We start from the raw sequence: 20,956 nt of genomic DNA, 5'->3' as shown, positions 1-20,956 counted from the left end.
TCAGGGGTGCCGACTACCGTTGTCCCCATGGGTGTTGCGATCGAACCGACCCGAGCGGTGCGTCCGTTCGAGGTCATCAGCGAGTACTCGCCGAGTGGCGACCAGCCCGCGGCCATCGCGGAACTCGCCGGGCGGATCAACGCCGGTGAGACCGACGTCGTGCTGCTGGGTGCGACCGGTACCGGCAAGTCGGCGACGACCGCGTGGCTCATCGAGCAGGTGCAGCGGCCGACACTCGTGCTCGCGCACAACAAGACGCTCGCGGCCCAGCTCGCCAACGAGTTCCGCAGCCTGATGCCGAACAACGCGGTCGAGTACTTCGTCTCGTACTACGACTACTACCAGCCCGAGGCGTACGTCCCGCAGACGGACACCTTCATCGAGAAGGACTCCTCCGTCAACGCCGAGGTCGAACGACTCCGGCACTCCACGACGAACTCGCTGCTCAGCCGTCGCGACACCGTGGTGGTGTCCACCGTCTCCTGCATCTACGGTCTCGGCACCCCCGAGCAGTACATGAACGCATCGGTCGCGCTCCACGTGGGCCAGACGATCTCCCGCGACCAGCTCGTGCGCAAGTTCGTCGCCATGCAGTACCAGCGCAACGACGTCGACTTCGCCCGGGGCACGTTCCGGGTGCGCGGCGACACCATCGAGATCATCCCGATGTACGAAGAGCACGCGATCCGCATCGAGATGTTCGGTGACGAGATCGAAGCGCTCTCCTCGCTGCACCCGCTCACCGGCAACGTCATCGACGACCTGCCCGCGGTGTCGATCTTCCCGGCCTCGCACTACGTCGCGGACACCGACGTGATGCACCGCGCGATCGCCTCCATCAAGGAAGAACTCGCGGAACGGCTCGCCGAGCTCGAGGGCCAGGGCAAGCTGCTCGAGGCCCAGCGCCTCCGGATGCGCACCACGTTCGACATCGAGATGATGGAGCAGATCGGGTTCTGCTCGGGCATCGAGAACTACTCGCGGCACATGGACGGCCGTGGTCCGGGCGAAGCGCCGCACTGCCTCATCGACTACTTCCCCGACGACTTCCTCATCGTCATCGACGAGTCGCACGTCACCGTGCCGCAGATCGGCGCGATGTACGAGGGTGACGCCTCGCGCAAGCGCACCCTCGTCGAGCACGGGTTCCGCCTGCCGAGCGCGATGGACAACCGCCCGCTGAAGTGGGAGGAGTTCCTCGAGCGCGTCGGGCAGAAGGTCTACCTGTCGGCCACCCCGGGGCGCTACGAGCTCGGGGTCACCGACAGCGTGGTCGAGCAGATCATCCGCCCGACCGGCCTGATCGACCCCGAGATCGTGGTCAAGCCGAGCGACGGCCAGATCGACGACCTGCTCGAGGAGATCAAGCAACGGGTCGAGAAGGACGAGCGCGTCCTCGTCACCACGCTGACCAAGCGCATGGCGGAGGAACTCACGGACTTCCTCGGGAACGCCGGTGTGCGCGTCCGCTACCTGCACTCCGACGTCGACACCCTGAAGCGCGTCGAGCTGCTGACCGAGCTGCGGCAGGGCGTCTACGACGTGCTCGTCGGCATCAACCTGCTGCGCGAGGGCCTCGACCTGCCCGAGGTGTCGCTCGTCGCGATCCTCGACGCCGACAAGGAAGGCTTCCTCCGCTCGTCGACGTCGCTCATCCAGACGATCGGTCGTGCTGCCCGCAACGTGTCGGGCCAGGTGCTCATGTACGCCGACAAGATGACCGACTCGATGAAGACCGCGATCGAGGAGACCGATCGCCGTCGTGAGAAGCAGGTCGCCTACAACCTGGAGCGCGGCATCGACCCCCAGCCGCTGCGCAAGAAGATCGCGGACATCACCGAGGTCCTGCAGCGCGAGAACGACGACACGAAGGCGCTCCTGCAGGGTCGCCCCGGCACCGACGGCCGTCGGTCGCCCACGCCGAACCTCAAGCGCGGCGGCATCGCGGGCGAGGGTGCGACGCAGCTCGGTGCCACCATCGCCGACCTGAACGACCAGATGCTGCAGGCGGCGGCGGAGCTGAAGTTCGAGCTCGCGGCGCGACTGCGCGACGAGGTGCAGGACCTGAAGAAGGCCCTGCGCCAGATGGAGTCGGCCGGACATGTCAGCTGACGGCGCCCGCACGGTCGTCGTCACCGGTGCGAGCGCCGGGCTCGGGTACCACGCCGCCGAGCAGCTCGCCGCGGCGGGGCACCGTGTGGTGCTGGCGACGCGCGACCGCGGCCGGGCGGACGCCGCCGAGCGCAGCATCCGTCGGCAGGTCGACGGGGCCTCGCTCGCCCACGTCCACCTCGACCTCGCCGACCTCGACTCGGTCAGTGCCGCTGCCGCGGAACTCGCCGCGCTGGAACCCGACGGCGTCGACGCGGTCGTGAACAACGCCGGGGTCGTCGGGGCGTCGACGCGGGGGAGCACGGCACAGGGCACCGAACTGCAGATCGGTACGAACCACCTCGGGCACTTCGCGTGGACCGCCCGGGTCCTGCCCCTGCTCGAACGACGAGCCGGCCGGGTCGTGCACCTCGGGTCGATCGCCCATCGATTCGCCCAGCTCGACGCGACCGATCCGCTCGGCGTCGGTCGGTACTCGAGCCACCGCCAGTACGCCAGGAGCAAGCTCGCCGTGATGCTGTTCGGCTTCGAGCTCGCCGAGCGACTGGCCGACTCAGGGTCGTCCGTGTCGAGCGTCGTCGCGCACCCCGGCCTGTCGCTCGACCGCCTGTCACCGGCACGCCCGGACGTCAGCCCGGCACGACCCGAACCGGAGTGGATCCGCCCGGCGCAGCGCGTCGTCGCCCAGGGCAAGGACGTCGGCGCCCAGCCGCTCGTGCACGCGGCCGTCGGTGCTGACGTGCACTCGGGGGAGTACTGGGGCCCGGCCGGCTGGATGCAGCTCCGTGGCCCGGCCACGGTGGTCGCGGCCGAACCTCGGGCGCACGACCGCACCGTCGCAGCGCAGCTCTGGGCCGCGAGCGAGCGTGCATCCGGTGTCGCGTTCGCTCTCGACGCACTCGTCTGACCCTCCATCCCGGCCGAATGTCGGTGCCGCTTCGTAGAATCGACGACGATGACCATCACCTCTGACCCCGGTACCTCGACGTCGGGCCGGAACGCCTTCGGCGAGCCCGCTGACCTCCACCTCCCCGGCGGGACCGCTCCGCACAGCACCTCCACGCTCAGCGTGCGCGGCGCGCGCGTGCACAACCTCCGTGACGTCGACCTCGAGATCCCGCGCGACTCGCTCGTCGTGTTCACCGGCCTGTCCGGCTCGGGCAAGTCCTCGCTGGCGTTCGACACGATCTTCGCCGAGGGGCAGCGCCGGTACGTCGAGTCGCTGTCCGCCTACGCGCGCCAGTTCCTCGGCCAGGTCGACCGCCCCGACGTCGACTTCATCGAGGGGCTCTCGCCGGCGGTGTCGATCGACCAGAAGTCGACCAACCGCAACCCGCGGTCGACGGTCGGCACGATCACCGAGGTCTACGACTACATGCGTCTGCTCTGGGCGCGCATCGGGGTCCCGCACTGCCCGACGTGTGGCGAGGTGATCAGCAAGCAGACCGTGCAGCAGATCGCCGACCAGCTCATGCAGTTCGAGACCGGCACCCGCTTCCAGGTCCTCGCACCCGTGATCTCGAAGAAGAAGGGTGAGTTCGTCGACCTCTTCCAGGAGCTCGCGGCGTCCGGCTACGCCCGCGCGATCGTGGACGGGGAGCGCATCCAGCTCAGCGACCCGCCCAAGCTCAAGAAGCAGGTCAAGCACGACATCTCGGTCATCGTCGACCGCCTGGTGGCGAGCGACGACATCCTCGGGCGTCTCACCGACTCGCTCGAGACCGCCCTGCGCCTGACCGACGGCACCGTCGGCATCGACCTGGTGGACCACGAGGGGCCCGGAGCGGTCCGGAACTACTCCGAGAACCTCTCGTGCCCGAACAACCACCCGCTCGCGCTCACCGAGATCGAGCCGCGCACGTTCTCGTTCAACGCGCCGTTCGGTGCTTGCCCCGAGTGCTCCGGCCTCGGCACCCGCATGTCGGTCGACCCCGACCTGGTGCTCGGCGACCCCGAGGCCTCGTTGCGCGACGGCGTCCTGCTGCCCTGGACCGGGACGAGCGGGCTGTACTCCTACTTCGAGAAGCTGCTCGGCGGCCTCGGCAAGGAGCTCGGCTTCTCGCTCGACACCCCGTGGAGCCAGCTCGACCCCGCGGTGCAGGCGTCGATCCTGACCGGCAAGGACTTCCAGGTGTCGGTCTCCTGGCGCAACCGCTTCGGCCGCGAGATGCGGTACACGAGCGGGTTCGAAGGCGTCATGCCCTACATCGAGCGCAAGTTCGCCGAGGCCGAGTCGGACTCGCAGCGGCAGCGCTTCCAGGGGTACCTGCGCGAGGTCCCGTGCCCGGTGTGCGAGGGAACCCGCCTCAAGCCCGAGGTGCTCGCGGTGACGGTCAACGACCGCAGCATCGCGGACGTCACCGACATGTCGCTCGACAACGCGTACTCGTTCATGGACGAGCTGACGCTGACCGACCGCGAAGCGCACATCGCCGCCGCGGTCCTCCGCGAGATCCGCGCACGCCTCGAGTTCCTGCTCGAGGTCGGCCTGAACTACCTCACGCTGGCACGTGGTGCCGGCGGTCTCTCCGGCGGCGAGGCGCAGCGCATCCGCCTGGCGACGCAGATCGGCTCCGGGCTGACGGGCGTGCTCTACGTGCTCGACGAGCCGAGCATCGGCCTGCACCAGCGCGACAACCGTCGACTCATCGACACCCTGGTCAAGCTCAAGGACCTCGGCAACACGCTCATCGTCGTCGAGCACGACGAGGACACGATCCGCACGGCCGACTGGGTCGTCGACATCGGCCCCGGTGCCGGTGTGAACGGCGGCAACGTCGTGCACTCCGGTTCGTACGAGGGCATCATCGAGAACCGCGAGTCGATCACCGGTGACTACCTCGCCGGCCGACGCGCGATCGAGGTGCCGGCCGAGCGTCGCAAGGTCAACCTGAAGCGCGCCATCACCGTGCAGGGTGCCCGCGCGAACAACCTCAAGTCGATCGACGCGGACTTCCCCCTCGGTGTGTTCACCGCGGTGACGGGCGTCAGCGGGTCCGGCAAGTCGACGCTGGTGAACGACATCCTGTACAAGGTGCTCGCCAACCAGCTCAACGGCGCACGGCACATCGCGGGCAAGCACACCCGGGTGAAGGGCCTCGACCAGCTCGACAAGGTCGTGCACGTCGACCAGGCACCGATCGGCCGCACGCCGCGCTCGAACCCCGCGACCTACACGGGCGTGTTCGACCGCATCCGCCAGCTGTTCGCCGAGACGCAAGAGGCCAAGACCCGCGGCTACCAGCCCGGCCGCTTCAGCTTCAACGTCAAGGGCGGCCGCTGCGAGAACTGCGCGGGCGATGGCACGATCAAGATCGAGATGAACTTCCTGCCCGACGTCTACGTCGCGTGCGAGGTCTGCGGTGGTGCGCGCTACAACCGCGAGACGCTCCAGGTGCACTACAAGGGCAAGAACATCTCCGAGGTCCTCGACATGCCGATCAGCGAGGCGGCCGAGTTCTTCGAGCCGATCTCGGCGATCCACCGCTACATGGCGACCCTGGTCGACGTGGGCCTCGGCTACGTGCGTCTCGGCCAGAGCGCGACCACGCTCTCCGGCGGCGAGGCGCAGCGCGTCAAGCTCGCCACCGAGCTGCAGCGTCGCTCGAACGGCCGCACGGTCTACGTGCTCGACGAGCCGACGACCGGTCTGCACTTCGAGGACGTCCGCAAGCTGCTCCTCGTGCTGCAGAGCCTGGTCGACAAGGGCAACACCGTCATCACGATCGAGCACAACCTCGACGTCATCAAGTCCGCCGACTGGCTGATCGACATGGGTCCTGAGGGCGGTTCCGGTGGCGGCACGGTCCTGGCGACGGGTACCCCGGAGCACGTGGCGACCGTGCCGGAGAGCCACACCGGTGTCTTCCTGCGCGAGATCTTCGACGCCCAGGACGCCCGGGTCGGCAAGCAGCAGGCGGTCGGCGCACGCCAGGCCACCCAGAAGCAGCAGGGCGGCAAGCAGCAGGGCACGACCAAGCAGGCGAGCAAGCAGAAGGCGGGTGCTCGGTAGGTGGCGGACACCGTCCCGTGGCGTCCGAAGGCGGGAGAGATCCCGACCGACCCGGGCGTCTACCGATGGCGTGACGAAGCCGGTCGGGTGCTCTACGTCGGCAAGGCGAAGAACCTCCGCGCCCGGCTGAGCAACTACTTCGCGCCGCTGCCGACGCTGCACGAGCGCACGCGGCGCATGGTCCTCACGGCACGCAGTGTCGAGTGGACGACGGTCGGCTCCGAGATCGAGGCGCTCCAGCTGGAGTACACCTGGATCAAGGAGTTCGACCCGCCGTTCAACGTCAAGTTCCGCGACGACAAGTCGTACCCGTACATGGCGGTCACCCTGGGTGACGAAGCGCCGCGGGTGATGGTGACACGCAACCGCAAGATCAAGGGCGCGAAGTACTTCGGTCCGTACCCGAAGATCTGGGCGGTGCACGACACCATCGACCTGATGATCAAGGTCTTCCCGATCCGCACGTGCTCGGACTCGTCGTACAAGAAGGCGATGCAGACGGGTCGTCCGTGCTTCCCGGGGCAGATCGGCAAGTGCGGTGGCCCGTGCTCGCAGAAGGTCACGATCGAGGAGCACCGCGCGCTCGTCGAGGAGTTCGTGCGCTTCATGAACTCCTACGACCGTCGGGTCATCACCGAACTCCGGCAGCGCATGGGGGCCTCCGCCGACGCGATGCAGTACGAGCAGGCCGCGAAGTACCGCGACCAGGTCGAGGCGCTCGAGGCCGTGCTCGAGAAGTCCGCCGTGGTGCTCCGCGACTCGGTCGACCTCGACCTGTTCGGCATCGCGGAGGACGAGCTCGCCGCAGCCGTGCAGCTGTTCTCCGTCCGTGGCGGCCGCATCCGCGGTGTCCGCGGCTGGGTCGTCGACAAGGAGCTCGACATCGCCACCGGCGACCTCGTCGAGCAGATCGTGCAGGGCGTCTACGTCACCGACGAGCCCCCGCGCGAGGTCGTCGTCCCCGAGCTGCCCGAGGACGCCGACGCACTCCAGGAGTGGCTCAGCAAGCGCCGGAACGGGCGCGGCACGAAGCTCAGCACGGCACAGCGCGGCGATCGCGCCGGGCTCGCCCGGACGGCCGCGCAGAACGCCGGGCAGGCGCTCATGCTCTACAAGACCAAGCGTTCAGCCGACTACACCACCCGGGCCGCAGCACTGGCCGACATCCAGGACGCCCTCGGCATGACCGAGGCGCCGCTCCGCATGGAGTGCTACGACATCTCGCACCTGCAGGGCACGAACGTCGTCGCGTCGATGGTGGTGTTCGAGGACGGCCTGCCGCGCAAGGACCAGTACCGCCGGTACTCGATCGCCGAGACCACCGACGACACCGACAGCATGTACCAGGTGCTCTCGCGGCGCCTGGCACGGCTGGACGAGGACGCCGAGCTGCCGGACGTCCCCGACGTCACGACCGACGAGGTCGTCGAGGGGTCGAAGCCGACGAAACGGTTCGCGTACCGCCCGCAGCTGCTCATCGTCGACGGCGGCCAGCCCCAGGTGCAGGCCGCGAAGCGCGCGATGGACGAAGCCGGCGTGCACGACATCGCCCTGGTCGGCATCGCCAAGCGGCTCGAGGAGCTCTGGCTCCCCGACGACGACTTCCCGGTCATCCTGCCCCGCAACTCCGAGGCGCTCTTCCTCATCCAGCGCATCCGCGACGAGGCGCACCGGTTCGCGATCACCCACCAGCGCAGCAAACGGAAGCGCGACGTCCGGTCGCGGTTGTCCGAGATCCCCGGTCTCGGCCCGAGCCGCGTCAACGCCCTGCTGAAGCACTTCGGCTCGGTCGCCCGGCTGCGCGAAGCCACGGCCGAGGACATCGGTGAGGTGAACGGCATCGGTCCGGCGACCGCTGCCGCGGTGGTCTCAAAGCTGGCCCAGACGCCGACGAGCGCACCCGCCACGAGCGCGTCCAGCGCCCCCGAACCGGATGCCGACGCGATCGCTGACACCGTGACCGAGAACGCAGCCACCCAGCAGACCGCCACCCACCCGGGAGGCCCGGTGCGGGTCCCCGAGGTGACCGACGACGGTCCGCAGCGACCGTCGTGACGAACCCCGCGCCTCCCGGCCGCCACCGGGCGGTAGCCTGGTCCGGCAGCCGAGACCTCCCCGGGCGACGCGCCCGGGCCGCCACGACGGAGCCCACTCCCAGATGACCGACAGCGCCACCGCGACCACCCACGCGTCGCAGCACGACATCCTCATCGTCACCGGCATGTCCGGGGCCGGGCGGTCCACCGTCGGCAAGGCCCTCGAAGACCTGGGCTGGTACGTCGTCGACAACCTGCCCACGCAGATGCTGGCCCCGCTGACCGAACTGGCCGACCGCGCGGGGGAGAAGATCCCGAAGATCGCCACGGTGGTCGACGTCCGCGGCGGGCGGTTCTTCACCGACCCCGAGCACGCGGTCGAGCAGGTCCGCTCGAGCACCTCCGCGCGGGTCCGGGTACTGTTCCTCGAAGCCACCGACGCCGTGCTGGTCCGGCGCTTCGAGCAGGTCCGCCGACCCCACCCGCTCCAGGGCGAGGACACCCTGCTCGACGGCATCGCCCGCGAACGGGCGCGTCTCGCCGGCCTGCGCGAGGCGTCCGACGTGGTGATCGACACCTCCGACCTCAACATCCACCAGCTCGCGAACACCGTGATCGAGCACTTCGCTGACGAGCACTTCGTGGGTGTCCAGGTCACGCTGATGAGCTTCGGGTTCAAGTACGGTCTGCCCGCCGACGCCGACATGGTGGCCGACGTGCGGTTCCTCCCGAACCCCTACTGGGTGCCGGAACTGCGGCCCCACACCGGGCTGGACCAGCCGGTCTCGGACTACGTGCTGGCGCAGGCCGGAGCCCGTCCGTTCGTCGATCGCTACGCCTCCGTCCTCGAGCCGGTGTTCGAGGGGTACCAGCGCGAGAACAAAAGACACGCTACGATCGCCATCGGCTGTACCGGCGGGAAGCACCGCTCGGTCGCCATCGTCGCCGAGTTGGCGAACCTCCTCCGCGGGATGCCTGGCGTCGCCGTGCGTGTGAAGAACCGAGATCTCGGCCGGGAGTGACCGTCCCTCCGGCCGCTCCCACGCCCGTGCCGCCGGATCTGCGGGAACCACTGAACGAACGTTAGGAATGATGCTGTGCCGTTGACTGCCGAGGTCAAGGACGAACTGGCCAGGGTCGCCGTGAACCGCAACACGGTCCGCGCCGCCGAACTGGCCACGATCCTCCGGTTCGCTGGTGGTCTGCACGTCATCTCGGGCCGCATCGCGGTCGAGGTCGAGCTCGACACCCGGATCATCGTGCACCGGGTCCGCAAGGACCTCGCCGAGCTCTACGGCGTGCGCAGCGAGGCGTCGGTGGGCTCGTCCGCGTCCGCCCGCCGCGGGACCCGCTACCTGGTCCGCGTGCTCGAGGCGGGGGAGACCCTCGCCCGCCAGACCGGCCTGATGGACGCCCGTCGCCGCCCGGTCCGCGGCCTGCCGAACCGCCTCACCACGGGCAACCGTGAGGACCTCGCCGCCATCTGGCGCGGCGCCTTCCTCGCCTCCGGCACCCTGACCGACCCGGGTCGGGCCGCAGCGCTCGAGGTCACCTGCCCCGGCAACGAGGCCGCGATGGCCCTCGTCGGTGCCGCGTCGCGTCTCGGGGTCGCCGCGAAGGGCCGCGAGGTCCGCGGGGTGCACCGCGTCGTCATCCGCGACGGCGAGGCCATCGGCCAGATGCTGACCGTCATGGGTGCAGCGCGCACCACCGCCGACTGGGAGGAGATGCGCCAGCGTCGCGAGGTCCGCGCGACCGCGAACCGCCTGGTCAACTTCGACGACGCGAACCTCCGCCGTTCCGCGCAGGCCGCCGTGGCCGCCTGCGCCCGGGTCGAGCGTGCGCTCGAGATCCTCGGCGACGAGGTCCCCGACCACCTGCAGTACGCCGGCACGCTGCGCCTGCAGCACCGCGACGCGTCGCTCGACGAGCTCGGCCAGCACGCGGACCCGCCCATGACCAAGGACGCCATCGCCGGCCGCATCCGTCGCCTGCTGGCGATGGCCGACAAGCGGGCCTCCGACCTGGGCATCCCGGGCACCGAAGCGAGCGTTCCCGAGGAGCTCGAAGGGGCCTGAGAGCGGTCTGTCGACCCTGCGGACGGGAGGCGCGGTGCCAGCTGGCACCGCGCCTCCCGTCCGTTTCCCGGCCCGTTCTCGGACCCGTTCCCGGCCTGGTCGGCGACCGTCCGGACGGACCGTCATCCCGCTCGGGCACGCAGTGTCCGACTGCTAGGGTCGTTACGGCGACGTTACGGGGCGTATCGTCCACCACACGCGGGCCCGCCAGGGTGCGCGACTCCCGAAAGCAGCGCCCCCTGGGCGCTCCACACTCACCAGGAGATCCATTGACCGTCAAGATCGGTATCAACGGCTTCGGCCGCATCGGCCGTAACTTCTTCCGGGCCGCCCTCGCGAAGGGCTCCGACCTCGAGATCGTGGCGGTGAACGACCTCACCGACAACGCGTCGCTCGCCAACCTGCTGAAGTTCGACTCCATCACGGGCCGTCTCGGCGTCTCCGTCGAGCTCGACGGCGACAACATCGTCGTCGACGGCAAGGCCATCAAGGTCCTCGCCGAGCGCGACCCCGCCAACCTCCCCTGGGGCGAGCTGGGTGTCGACATCGTCATCGAGTCGACCGGGTTCTTCACCAAGGCCGCCGATGCGCAGAAGCACATCGACGCCGGCGCCAAGAAGGTCATCATCTCCGCCCCGGCCTCGGGTGACGACGTCACCATCGTGCTCGGCGTGAACGAGGACCAGTACGACGCGGCGAACCACCACATCATCTCGAACGCGTCCTGCACCACGAACAGCCTCGCGCCGCTCGCCAAGGTGTTCCACGACAAGTTCGGCATCGAGCGTGGCCTCATGACGACGGTGCACGCCTACACCGCCGACCAGAACCTGCAGGACGGCCCGCACAAGGACCCCCGTCGTGCCCGTGCCGCCGCGCTGAACATCGTCCCGACCTCGACCGGTGCCGCCAAGGCCATCGGCCAGGTCATGCCGGAGCTCGCCGGCAAGCTCGACGGCTTCGCGCTGCGCGTCCCGGTCCCCACCGGCTCGATCACCGACCTCACCCTCGAGACCAAGTCCGAGGTCACCGTCGACGAGATCAACGCCGCCTACAAGGAGGCCGCAGAAGGCCCCCTCAAGGGCATCCTGCTCTACAGCGAGGACCCGCTGGTGTCGACCGACATCACCACGGACCCGCACTCCTCGATCTACGACTCCGGCCTGACCAAGGTCATCGGCGGCCTCGTGAAGATCACCTCGTGGTACGACAACGAGTGGGGCTACTCGAACCGCCTCGTCGACCTCACCGAGTACGTCGGCGAGCGTCTGTAACACATGGCCCTCCGCACCCTCGAGGACCTCGGCGACCTCGCCGGCAAGCGCGTCGTCGTCCGTTGTGACCTGAACGTCCCGCTCAAGGACGGCACGATCACGGACGACGGCCGCGTCCGCGCGTCGCTGACCACGTTGAACACCCTCGTCAACGCCGGCGCACGCGTCATCGTGATCTCGCACCTGGGCCGCCCCGACGGGGAGCCCAAGCCCGAGTTCTCGCTCGCACCGGTGGCCCAGCGGCTCTCCGAGCTGCTCGGCAAAGAGGTCACGTTCGTCGGCGAGACCGTCGGCGACGAAGCGACCGCCGCGGCCGAGGCCCTCGAGGACGGCGACGTCCTGCTGCTCGAGAACCTCCGCTTCAACCCGGAGGAGACCTCGAAGGACGCCGCCGAGCGCGGTGCCTTCGCGGACCGCATCGCCGCCCTCGGTGACGCCTTCGTCTCCGACGGCTTCGGTGTCGTGCACCGCAAGCAGGCCTCGGTCTACGAGCTCGCGTCCGCACTGCCCAGTGCAGCCGGTTCGCTGATCGAGACCGAGCTGCGCGTGCTCGAGCGTCTGACCACCTCGCCGGAGCGGCCGTACACGGTCGTGCTCGGCGGGTCGAAGGTCAGCGACAAGCTCGGTGTCATCGACCACATCCTGCCGAAGGTCGACACCCTCTGCATCGGTGGCGGCATGCTCTTCACGTTCCTCGCGGCCCAGGGCCACGGGGTCGCGAAGTCGCTGCTCGAGGCGGACCAGCTCGACGTCGTTCGCGAGTACCTCTCGCGGGCGAAGGAGCTCGGTGTCACCATCGACCTGCCGACCGACGTCGTGGTGGCCTCCGGCTTCGCGGCCGACGCCGACCACGAGACCGTGGCGGCCGACGCCATCGAGTCCTCGTCGTTCGGTACGGACGGCATCGGCCTCGACATCGGCCCGGAGACCGCTGCGCGGTTCGCCTCGGCCGTCTCGGGTTCGAAGACCGTGTTCTGGAACGGCCCGATGGGCGTGTTCGAGTTCCCGGCCTTCGCCGCCGGCACGAAGACCGTCGCGCAGGCGCTCACCGAGGTCGACGGCCTCGGCGTCGTCGGTGGTGGCGACTCCGCTGCCGCCGTGCGGTCGCTCGGATTCTCGGACGACCAGTTCGGCCACATCTCGACCGGTGGCGGTGCGAGCCTCGAGTTCCTCGAGGGCAAGTCGCTGCCCGGTCTCGAAGCACTGGGGTGGACCGCATGAGCCGCACGCCGTTGATCGCGGGCAACTGGAAGATGAACCTGGACCACCTCCAGGCCATCGCCACCGTGCAGAAGCTCGCGTGGACGCTCAAGGACGCCCGGCACGACTTCGACGACGTCGAGGTCGCGGTGTTCCCGCCGTTCACCGACCTGCGGAGCGTGCAGACGCTCATCTCGGCCGACAAGCTGCCGATCCACTTCGGTGCGCAGGACCTGTCGCAGTTCGACTCCGGTGCCTACACCGGTGACGTCTCCGGCGCGTTCCTCGCTGCGCTCGACGCCCAGTACGTCATCGTCGGCCACTCCGAGCGGCGCACGCTGCACGGTGAGACCGACGAGGTCGTCGCGGCGAAGACCGCAGCGGCCGTCAAGCACGGCCTCGTCCCCGTGGTGTGCGTCGGCGAGACCGGCGAGCAGCGCGAGGAGCGCGGCGCCGGTGTCGTGCCGGTCGAGCAGCTCCGCGTCGTGCTCGACGCGGTCAAGCCCGCCGACATCGTCGTGGCGTACGAGCCCGTCTGGGCCATCGGCTCCGGCCAGGCCGCCACGGCCGAGCAGGCGCAGGACGAGTGCGCGGCCATCCGTCGTGGCATCGCCGCAGCCTGGGGCGACCAGGCTGCTGCCGACACCCGAGTGCTCTACGGCGGCTCGGTCAAGTCGGGCAACATCGCGGGGTTCCTCCGCGAGCCCGACATCGACGGCGCGCTCGTCGGTGGCGCTTCGCTCGACGTGCAGGAGTTCGCGGCCATCGCCCGGTTCCGTCAGCACGTCGGGCTGTAGTCCACAGGCGTCGTCGCGGGCAGTCGTCCGCACCACTCCCGTCCAGGTACCGGCCGTGCTCCGCGCGGCCGGTACACTGGTACGGCTGACTGACACGAAAGGTACGTCGTGGCGATACTCTCCGTCGTGCTGCAGGTCCTGCTCGCAATCACGAGCCTCCTGCTCACGCTCCTCATCCTGCTGCACAAGGGCCGCGGTGGTGGCCTCTCCGACATGTTCGGCGGTGGGGTCACGAGCAACCTCGGTGCGTCCGGCGTGGCCGAGCGCAACCTCAACCGCATCACGGTGATCCTCGGTCTGGTCTGGATCGTCTCCATCATCGTGCTCGGTCTCATCAACAAGTTCACGGCGGGGGTCTGATCCATGGCAAGCGGAGGCAGTGCAATCCGAGGGTCTCGCGTCGGCGCGGGACCGATGGGCGAACAGGACCGCGGGGTCCAGGCAGAGCGCGTGGCGATCTCGTACTGGGACGCCCTCGGCAACGAGGTCGTGCGGTACTTCGCCGCGAACCTGCCCGATGAAGAGATCCCCGAGACGGTGGACTCGCCGTCGAGTGGTCTGCCGGCTGGGCGCGACAAGGAGAACCCTCCCGTGGTCTCCAAGACGGAGCCCTACAAGACCCACCTCGCGTACGTGAAGGAACGCCGCACCGAGGAAGAGGCAGCGCAGCTCCTCGAGGACGCGCTCCAGCAGCTCCGAGAGCGTCGCGGCACCGCGGCGAAGAAGAGCTAGCGCACACACGCTGACGAAGGCCCCTGCACCGAAGGTGCGGGGGCCTTCGTGCGTGCGGTGCACGGGTGGCTCGGTCGCCGAGTGGTCACGACACGCCGCGTGCGGTGCGCGCTGGTGGCGCGAACCGTCGCCTGCGGCGCCCGCGGCCGACAGTTCGTGCCCCCTCGGCGTCGTGCGGGCGCGGAGTCACGGCCGTTCGGCGCCGGGGCGCCGCGTCCGGGTGCCGGGCGGAGGGCGGGCTCGCCGATCGGTCACGACACGCCGCGTGCGATGTGTCGAGGTGGCCCGAACTGTCACCTGCGGCGCCCGGAACCGACGGTTCGTGACCACTCAGCGTCGTTCCGGCGGGGTGTCACGACCACTCGGCGTCGCTCGGTGCCGAGGTGCCGCGCGGAGCGACGGTTCGCCGAGGGTCACGACACGCCGCGTCCGGTGCGTCGTGGTGGCACGTTCTGTCGCCTGCGGCGCCCGCGGCCGACAGTTCGTGCCCTCTCGACGGAGGCGCTCGGGCGCGGCGTGCAGTGGGCGCGACCACAGACGGACGGGAGGCCCGGTGCCAGCTGGCACCGGGCCTCCCGTCCGTCAGGAACGCGCGTCTAGTACGTCGACGCGATCAGGTTCTCGGGGACGTCGCGCGCGGCGTCCTGGTCCACGAAGAAGACGGTGCGCTTGCGACCCTGCACGCCACCGACGGGGACGTCCTCGATCGACGCACCCGCGAGGGCCAGCCCGAGGACCGAAGCCTTCTCGGCACCGGAGAGGATCACCCAGACGCGCTGCGAGGCGTTGATCACCGGGAAGGTGACGGTCAGACGCTGCGGCGGCGGCTTGGGGGAGTCGTCGACCGACACGACGGCACGGTCGGTGACGGTGAGCTGCGGGAACTCCGGGAAGAGCGAGGCGGTGTGCCCGTCGGGACCGACACCGAGCAGGGTGATGTCGAAGCGCGGAGCCACGGCGCCCTCGGGTGCGGCGTCCTGCAGCTCGCGCTCGTACTGGGTCGCCGCGGCCTCGATGTCGAGCCCGCCGTCCGACGCCGGCATCGGGTGGATGTTCGACGCGGGGATGTCGACGTGGTCGAAGAAGTCGGTCTGCGTGCCGATCGTGTTGCGGTCGGCGTCGCCCGACGGGACCCAGCGCTCGTCGACCCACCAGACGTGCACCTTCGACCAGTCGACGCTCTCGCGCGCCGGCGACTGGCCGATCGCGGCGAGGACGAGGGAGGACACCGAGCCACCGCTGATCGCGATGTCGGCACGCTCCTGCTCGTCGAGCACGTCGATGATCTTGGTGATGAAGCGTGCGGCGACCGAAGCGCCGAGGGCCTGCTTGTCCGGGTGCACGAGCACCCGCCGTTCGTTGGTCACGTGACTCCCGTGTTCGTGGCGGCCGACCGGTCGTCCGACCGCCTTCGGTCCGGTCGGGCCGCCTGCACCAGACAGGCGGCCCGACCGTGTGGGGTGTTGATCAGCGGGCGATGGTCTCGCGCAGCTGGGGCACCCCGTGCTTGACGACGTCTCCGAAGAGGACGTCCGGGTCGAGTCTACGGAGTTCCTCGGCCAGGCAGTCGCGCAGGTTGCGGCGTGGCAGCGACAGATCGTGCGTCGGCTGCCCGGGCATCGAGAGCGTCGCGACGTCCACCAGGGAACGCTCGAGCTCGATGGTGCCGGACTCGCGCACGAGCTTCACGCCGTGGATGCCGCTCGACCCCGTCGCGCGCGGCGACGTGACGACGGACACCGGCACCTGGAGCTGCAGCTGCAGCCAGGCGGCGAGGAGGATCGTCGACGGGCTGTCGGACGCTCCCGAGACCTCGACCGCGGTGATCGGCTCGTACGGCGGCTGGTCGAGCGCCGCGGCGAGCTGGTTCCGCCACAGGGTCAGACGGGTCCACGCGAAGTCGGTGTCGCCCGGCACGTAGGACGCACCGAGCGCCTCGATCGCGCCGTTGGGGTCCTTCTGCGCGGCCGCGTCGGTGATCCGTCGCTGCGCGATGCGGCCGAGGGCCGACGCCGCGGGCTGCTCGGGAGCGGTCTGCGGCCACCAGGCCACGACGGGTGCGTCCGGCAGCAGGAGGCCGGTGACCAGGCTCTCCTCGTCGGTCGCGGTCTCGCCGTACGCACGGAGGACGATGACCTCGCTCGCACCCGCGTCGCTGCCGACGCGGATCTGCGCGTCGAGGCGCCCGGGGGACTTCGTGTCACCGCTGTTCTTCGAGACGATGATGACGCGCATCGGGTGCTCGCGGGACGCCTCGTTGGCCGCCTCGATCGCCTCTTCCTCGTGGCCGAGGGCCGTCGAGATGATGAGGGTCAGCACGCGGCCGAGGGCGACGGCGCCGCCCTCCTCGCGGATGCGGACGAGCTTCTTCTGGATCTTCGACACCGTGGTGTCGGGCATGTCGATCTTCACGGACGCCTCCAGGTCCGACCGTCGCGGGCGAGCAGGGCGTCGGCGGATGCCGGGCCCCACGTGCCGGGACGGTACTGCTCGGGCTGGCCCTGCGTGGCCCAGAACTCCTCGATGGGGTCGAGGATCTTCCAGGACAGCTCGACCTCCTGGTGCCGCGGGAACAGCGGCGGATCACCGAGGAGCACGTCGAGGATGAGTCGCTCGTACGCCTCGGGGGATGCTTCGGTGAACGCGTGGCCGTAGCCGAAGTCCATCGTCACGTCGCGCACCTGGGTGCCGACGCCGGGGACCTTCGAGCCGAAGCGGAGCGTGACGCCCTCGTCCGGCTGAACGCGGATGACGAGCGCGTTCTGGCCGAGCGGGGACTGCGTGTTGCCGTAGACGTCCTCGGGGACGCGCTTGAACACGATCGCGATCTCGGTCACACGACGGCCCAGACGCTTGCCGGCGCGCAGGTAGAACGGGACGCCCTGCCAGCGACGCGTGGCGATGTCGAGCTTGATCGCCGCGTAGGTCTCGGTACCGGACTCGGGGTTCATCCCGGCCTCTTCGAGGAAGCCGAGCACCTTCTCGCCGCCCTGCCAGCCGCCGTCGTACTGCCCGCGGGCAGTGGCGGTCGACAGGTCCTCGGGCAGACGGACGGCGGAGAGCACCTTCTCCTTCTCGGCACGCAGGTCTGCGGCCTTGAACGAGACGGGTTCCTCCATCGCGGTGAGTGCGAGGAGCTGCAGCAGGTGGTTCTGGATGACGTCGCGCGCCGCACCGATGCCGTCGTAGTACGCGGCACGCCCGGCGACGCCGATGTCCTCGGCCATCGTGATCTGCACGTGGTCGACGTAGTTCGAGTTCCAGATGGGTTCGTACATCTGGTTCGCGAACCGGAGCGTCAGGAGGTTCTGGACGGTCTCCTTGCCGAGGTAGTGGTCGATGCGGAACACGTCGTCGGGCGCGAAGACGCTCTCGACGATCGCGTTGAGCTCGCGCGCGGTGCGGAGGTCGGAGCCGAACGGCTTCTCGACGACCACGCGGCTCCAGGAGCCCTCGCGCTTCTCGGTCAGCCCGGACAGCTTCAGCTGCTCGGTGACGACCGGGAACATCTTCGGCGGGATGGACAGGTAGAACGCGTGGTTGCCCAGCGTCCCGCGCTCGGCGTCGAGGTCGTCGACGGTGCGCTTGAGCTCGCGGAACGCCTCGGGGTCGTCGAACGAGCCCTGGACGAAGCGGATGCCCTGTTCGAGCTGACGCCAGACGTCCTCGTCGAACGGGGTGCGCGAGTGCTCCTTGACGGCGTCGTGGACGAGCTGGGAGAAGTCTTGGTCCTCCCAGTCGCGACGAGCGAACCCGACGAGCGCGAACCCCGGGGGCAGGAGCCCCCGGTTGGCCAGGTCGTAGACCGCGGGCATCAGCTTCTTGCGTGACAGGTCGCCCGTCACGCCGAAGATGATGAGCGTGCTCGGTCCCGCGATCCGGTTCAGTCGACGATCCGTCGGCAGCCGGAGCGGGTTGTGCTCCGGGGTGATTGCCACCGGTGACATGAGTCGGTGAACTCCTTACGAGTCAGTGGGAGACGGCGGACGCGATCGCCGCGGTGGCGGCGTGGACGTCCGACGTCGTGAGGGTGAGGACCGGCCGGCCGTGCTCGGCGAGGACGCTCGCGTCGCCGGCTGCCTGGGCCCGGAGGAGCTGCCCGAACGTGAACGGCCGACCCGGGATCGCCAGGTCCTCCGCTTCGTCGGCCACGATCTGCAGGAACACTCCCGTGGCGGGGCCGCCCTTGTGGTACTGGCCGGTCGAGTGCAGGAACCGCGGGCCGTACCCGAAGGTGACGGGGCGCTCCGTGCGCGCCGCGATCGCGTCGCGCAGCGACTCGAGACCGCTGTTCGTGGTGCGGTCGACGTACGCCTGCACCGACACGTAGCCGGTCGGGTCGAGTGCGGACAGGAGGCCCGACACGGCTTCCGAGAGCGTCGCACCGACCGCGAGTCCGGGCGTCGCGTGCACGGCGATGCCGTCCTCGGAGAACGCCGGCTCCGCCGGAGCGGGGCGGTCGTCGAGGAGCGCGCGGGTCGCGACCTTCGCGGCCTCGACGTCGGGCTGGTCGAACGGGTTGATGCCGAGCAGGCGACCGGCGACCGCGACGGCGTACTCCCAGACGAGGATCTGGCCACCGAGCGTGCCGGTGATCTCGACCTCGCCCTCGGCGACGTGACGCTCGTCCTCGCGCGAACCGACCAGGCGGATGACCTGGACGTCGGGCAGGCCGGCGGTGACCTCGGGGGAGTCCGTGTGCAGCACGACGGGCAGCAGGCCGCGGCCGTCCTTGCCGGTCGACTCCGCGATCAGCTGTTCGACCCAGTCACCGAAACCGACGATGTGCGTCCCGTCGGGCACGATGGCGATCTTGTCGCGCAGCGGCTCCGTGCCGGCGAGGACCGCACCGAGCACGAGCCCGGGGTTCTCGTCCAGGTCGACCGAGAGCAGCGCGGAGATCGCGTCGGCCTCGTCGAGGAGCTCGGCGATGTCCGCTCCCGCGAGCCCGGACGGCACGAGGCCGAAGGCGGTGAGCGCGGAGTAGCGGCCGCCGACCGTGGGGTCGGCGGTGAAGACGCGGTAGCCGGCGTCGATCGCAGCGGCCTCGAGCGCGGAGCCCGGGTCGGTGACGACGACGATGCGGCGGGCCGGGTCGATGCCGGCGTCGCGGAAGGCCTGCTCGTAGACACGGCGCTGCGAATCGGTCTCGAGCGTCGAGCCGGACTTCGACGAGACCACGAGCACGGTGCGCTCGAGGTCGGTCGTCACGGCCGCGCGGACCTGTGCGGGGTCGGTCGAGTCGAGGACCGTGAGGGGCACGCCGGCGGTGCGCGTGATGACCTCGGGTGCGAGGGACGAGCCGCCCATGCCGGCGAGGACGACGTGGTCGACCCCTTCGGCACGGAGCGACTCGCGCAGCGCGGTCACCTCGGCGACGAGCGGGCGGGAGACCGAGACGGCCTCCACCCAGCCGAGGCGCTTCGACGCCTCGGCCTCGGCGGTGGTTCCCCACAGATCGGCGTCCTGGGCGGTGATGCCCGAGGCCACCAGGTCAGCGACGAGCCGCGGGACCACCTGTTCGATGGCCCGCGCGGCGTCGCCGCTGGCTGCGATGGAAACCGTCACTACTTGGCGCCCTCGAGCGCTGCCTTGACGGTGTCGACGAGCTCGCCCCAGGAGACGTTGAACTTGTCCACGCCCTCCTTCTCGAGCAGTGCGACGACCTCGTCGTAGTCGACGCCCTGTGCGGCGAGCTGGTCGAGGACCTGCTGCGCCTGGTCGAACGTGCCGGCGATGGCGTCGCCGTGGATCTCACCGTGGTCGAACGTGGCGTCGAGCGTCTTGCCCGGCATCGTGTTGACGGTGTTCGGGGCGGCGAGCTCGGTCACGTAGAGCGTGTCGGGGAGCGACGGGTCCTTGACACCGGTCGAGGCCCAGAGCGGACGCTGCGTGTTGGCGCCGGACTCGAGCAGGCCGAGGGCACGCTCGGAGGCGAAGGCCTCGGTCCAGACCTGGTAGGCGAGCTGCGCGTTGGCGATGCCGGCCTTCGACTTGAGGGCCTTGGCCTCGTCGGTGCCGACGGCGTCCAGGCGCTTGTCGATCTCGGAGTCGACGCGCGACACGAAGAAGGACGCGACGGAGTGGATCTTGGAGAGGTCGTGGCCGGCGGCCTTGGCCTTCTCGAGCCCACCGAGGTAGGCGTCGATGACGGCGCGGTAGCGCTCGAGCGAGAAGATCAGGGTGACGTTGACGGAGATGCCGGCGCCGATGACCTCGGTGATCGCCTCGAGACCCTCGAGCGTCGCCGGGATCTTGATGAGGACGTTCTCCTTGCCGACCTTCTCGAACAGGAACTTGGCCTGCTCGATGGTCTTGGCGGTGTCGTGCGCGAGGCCCGGCTCGACCTCGATCGAGACGCGGCCGTCGAAGCCCTTGGTCTCGTCGTAGATCGGCTTGAAGACGTCGGAGGCGTTCGCGACGTCCTGCGTGGTGATCGCGAAGATCGCGTCGGTGACGTCGGTGCCCGCAGCGGCGAGCTCCTTGACCTGCGAGTCGTAGCGCTCGCCCTTGGCGAGGGCCGACGCGAAGATCGTCGGGTTCGTCGTCACGCCGACGACGTTCTTCTGCTCGATGAGCTCGGTGAGCTTGCCGGTCTCGAGGAGCTCGCGGGAGAGGTCGTCGAGCCAGATGCTCACGCCGACCGCGGAGAGGGCGGCGGTGGGGGTGTTCTCAGCCATGTGTTTCTCTTCTTCTTTCATCGACGGGTCCGTGA

At 69.7% G+C, this 20,956-nt stretch carries 16 protein-coding genes; 11 read left to right on the top strand and 5 right to left on the bottom strand.

Annotated features, from left to right (window positions below; genetic code table 11):
* Positions 1-39: 39 nt before the first annotated feature.
* From uvrB to DEJ08_RS10005, 11 genes are all read left to right on the top strand, one after another.
* Positions 40-2,112 (top strand): excinuclease ABC subunit UvrB, encoded by a 2,073-nt coding sequence (gene uvrB, locus DEJ08_RS10055; RefSeq protein ID WP_071403981.1) that lies wholly within the window; start codon positions 40-42, stop codon positions 2,110-2,112.
* Positions 2,102-3,019: an SDR family NAD(P)-dependent oxidoreductase gene (locus DEJ08_RS10050; RefSeq protein WP_111053947.1), complete on the top strand. Its 918-nt coding sequence runs from the start codon at positions 2,102-2,104 to the stop codon at positions 3,017-3,019. The genes uvrB and DEJ08_RS10050 overlap by 11 nt, the downstream gene beginning before the upstream one ends.
* A gap of 48 nt (positions 3,020-3,067) precedes the next feature.
* The gene (gene uvrA / locus DEJ08_RS10045) at positions 3,068-6,124 is read left to right on the top strand and encodes an excinuclease ABC subunit UvrA (RefSeq protein ID WP_258366998.1); all 3,057 of its coding nucleotides are present in this window, start codon (positions 3,068-3,070) and stop codon (positions 6,122-6,124) included.
* On the top strand, positions 6,125-8,179 hold the full coding sequence (gene uvrC / locus DEJ08_RS10040) for an excinuclease ABC subunit UvrC (protein WP_111053946.1): 2,055 nt from the start codon (positions 6,125-6,127) through the stop codon (positions 8,177-8,179). It abuts the gene before it with no gap.
* A gap of 103 nt (positions 8,180-8,282) precedes the next feature.
* Positions 8,283-9,182, top strand: a complete 900-nt coding sequence (rapZ, locus tag DEJ08_RS10035) for an RNase adapter RapZ (RefSeq protein ID WP_027465691.1) — start codon at positions 8,283-8,285, stop codon at positions 9,180-9,182.
* Between the two features lie 75 nt (positions 9,183-9,257).
* The gene (whiA, locus tag DEJ08_RS10030; protein WP_027465690.1) at positions 9,258-10,238 is read left to right on the top strand and encodes a DNA-binding protein WhiA; all 981 of its coding nucleotides are present in this window, start codon (positions 9,258-9,260) and stop codon (positions 10,236-10,238) included.
* A 269-nt stretch (positions 10,239-10,507) separates the two neighbouring features.
* Positions 10,508-11,512 carry a type I glyceraldehyde-3-phosphate dehydrogenase gene (gap, locus tag DEJ08_RS10025; RefSeq protein WP_017887253.1) on the top strand — a complete coding sequence of 335 codons (1,005 nt, stop codon included), beginning with the start codon at positions 10,508-10,510 and terminating at the stop codon, positions 11,510-11,512.
* A 3-nt stretch (positions 11,513-11,515) separates the two neighbouring features.
* Positions 11,516-12,733, top strand: a complete 1,218-nt coding sequence (locus tag DEJ08_RS10020; protein ID WP_071403750.1) for a phosphoglycerate kinase — start codon at positions 11,516-11,518, stop codon at positions 12,731-12,733.
* Positions 12,730-13,509, top strand: coding sequence for a triose-phosphate isomerase (tpiA, locus tag DEJ08_RS10015; RefSeq protein WP_111031855.1), 780 nt, complete (start codon positions 12,730-12,732; stop codon positions 13,507-13,509). Before DEJ08_RS10020 ends, tpiA begins: the two co-directional genes overlap by 4 nt.
* A gap of 108 nt (positions 13,510-13,617) precedes the next feature.
* Positions 13,618-13,869 carry a preprotein translocase subunit SecG gene (secG, locus tag DEJ08_RS10010; protein ID WP_017887256.1) on the top strand — a complete coding sequence of 84 codons (252 nt, stop codon included), beginning with the start codon at positions 13,618-13,620 and terminating at the stop codon, positions 13,867-13,869.
* Positions 13,870-13,872: 3 nt separating this feature from the next.
* Positions 13,873-14,241, top strand: a complete 369-nt coding sequence (locus tag DEJ08_RS10005) for an RNA polymerase-binding protein RbpA (protein ID WP_110862753.1) — start codon at positions 13,873-13,875, stop codon at positions 14,239-14,241.
* Positions 14,242-14,837: 596 nt separating this feature from the next.
* Here the strand turns inward: DEJ08_RS10005 and pgl are convergent.
* The 5 genes from pgl to tal form a co-directional block, all read right to left on the bottom strand.
* Positions 14,838-15,608 (bottom strand): 6-phosphogluconolactonase, encoded by a 771-nt coding sequence (pgl, locus tag DEJ08_RS10000; protein WP_111053945.1) that lies wholly within the window; start codon positions 15,606-15,608, stop codon positions 14,838-14,840.
* A 100-nt stretch (positions 15,609-15,708) separates the two neighbouring features.
* Entirely contained in the window at positions 15,709-16,653 is a 945-nt protein-coding gene (locus DEJ08_RS09995) for a glucose-6-phosphate dehydrogenase assembly protein OpcA (protein ID WP_027465684.1), read from the bottom strand.
* Positions 16,650-18,188: a glucose-6-phosphate dehydrogenase gene (zwf, locus tag DEJ08_RS09990; RefSeq protein WP_027465683.1), complete on the bottom strand. Its 1,539-nt coding sequence runs from the start codon at positions 18,186-18,188 to the stop codon at positions 16,650-16,652. Before zwf ends, DEJ08_RS09995 begins: the two co-directional genes overlap by 4 nt.
* A 22-nt stretch (positions 18,189-18,210) precedes the next feature.
* A complete protein-coding gene (locus tag DEJ08_RS09985) occupies positions 18,211-19,809 on the bottom strand; it encodes a phosphoglucose isomerase-related protein (RefSeq protein WP_111053944.1) in 1,599 nt (532 codons plus the stop codon).
* Positions 19,809-20,921 carry a transaldolase gene (tal, locus tag DEJ08_RS09980; RefSeq protein WP_071403753.1) on the bottom strand — a complete coding sequence of 371 codons (1,113 nt, stop codon included), beginning with the start codon at positions 20,919-20,921 and terminating at the stop codon, positions 19,809-19,811. The genes DEJ08_RS09985 and tal overlap by 1 nt, the downstream gene beginning before the upstream one ends.
* Positions 20,922-20,956: the final 35 nt, after the last annotated feature.

Origin of the sequence: Curtobacterium sp. MCLR17_054 (assembly GCF_003234335.2) — a bacterium.
Classification (GTDB): domain Bacteria; phylum Actinomycetota; class Actinomycetes; order Actinomycetales; family Microbacteriaceae; genus Curtobacterium; species Curtobacterium flaccumfaciens.
This window is presented reverse-complemented; position numbering and strand designations above follow the sequence as displayed.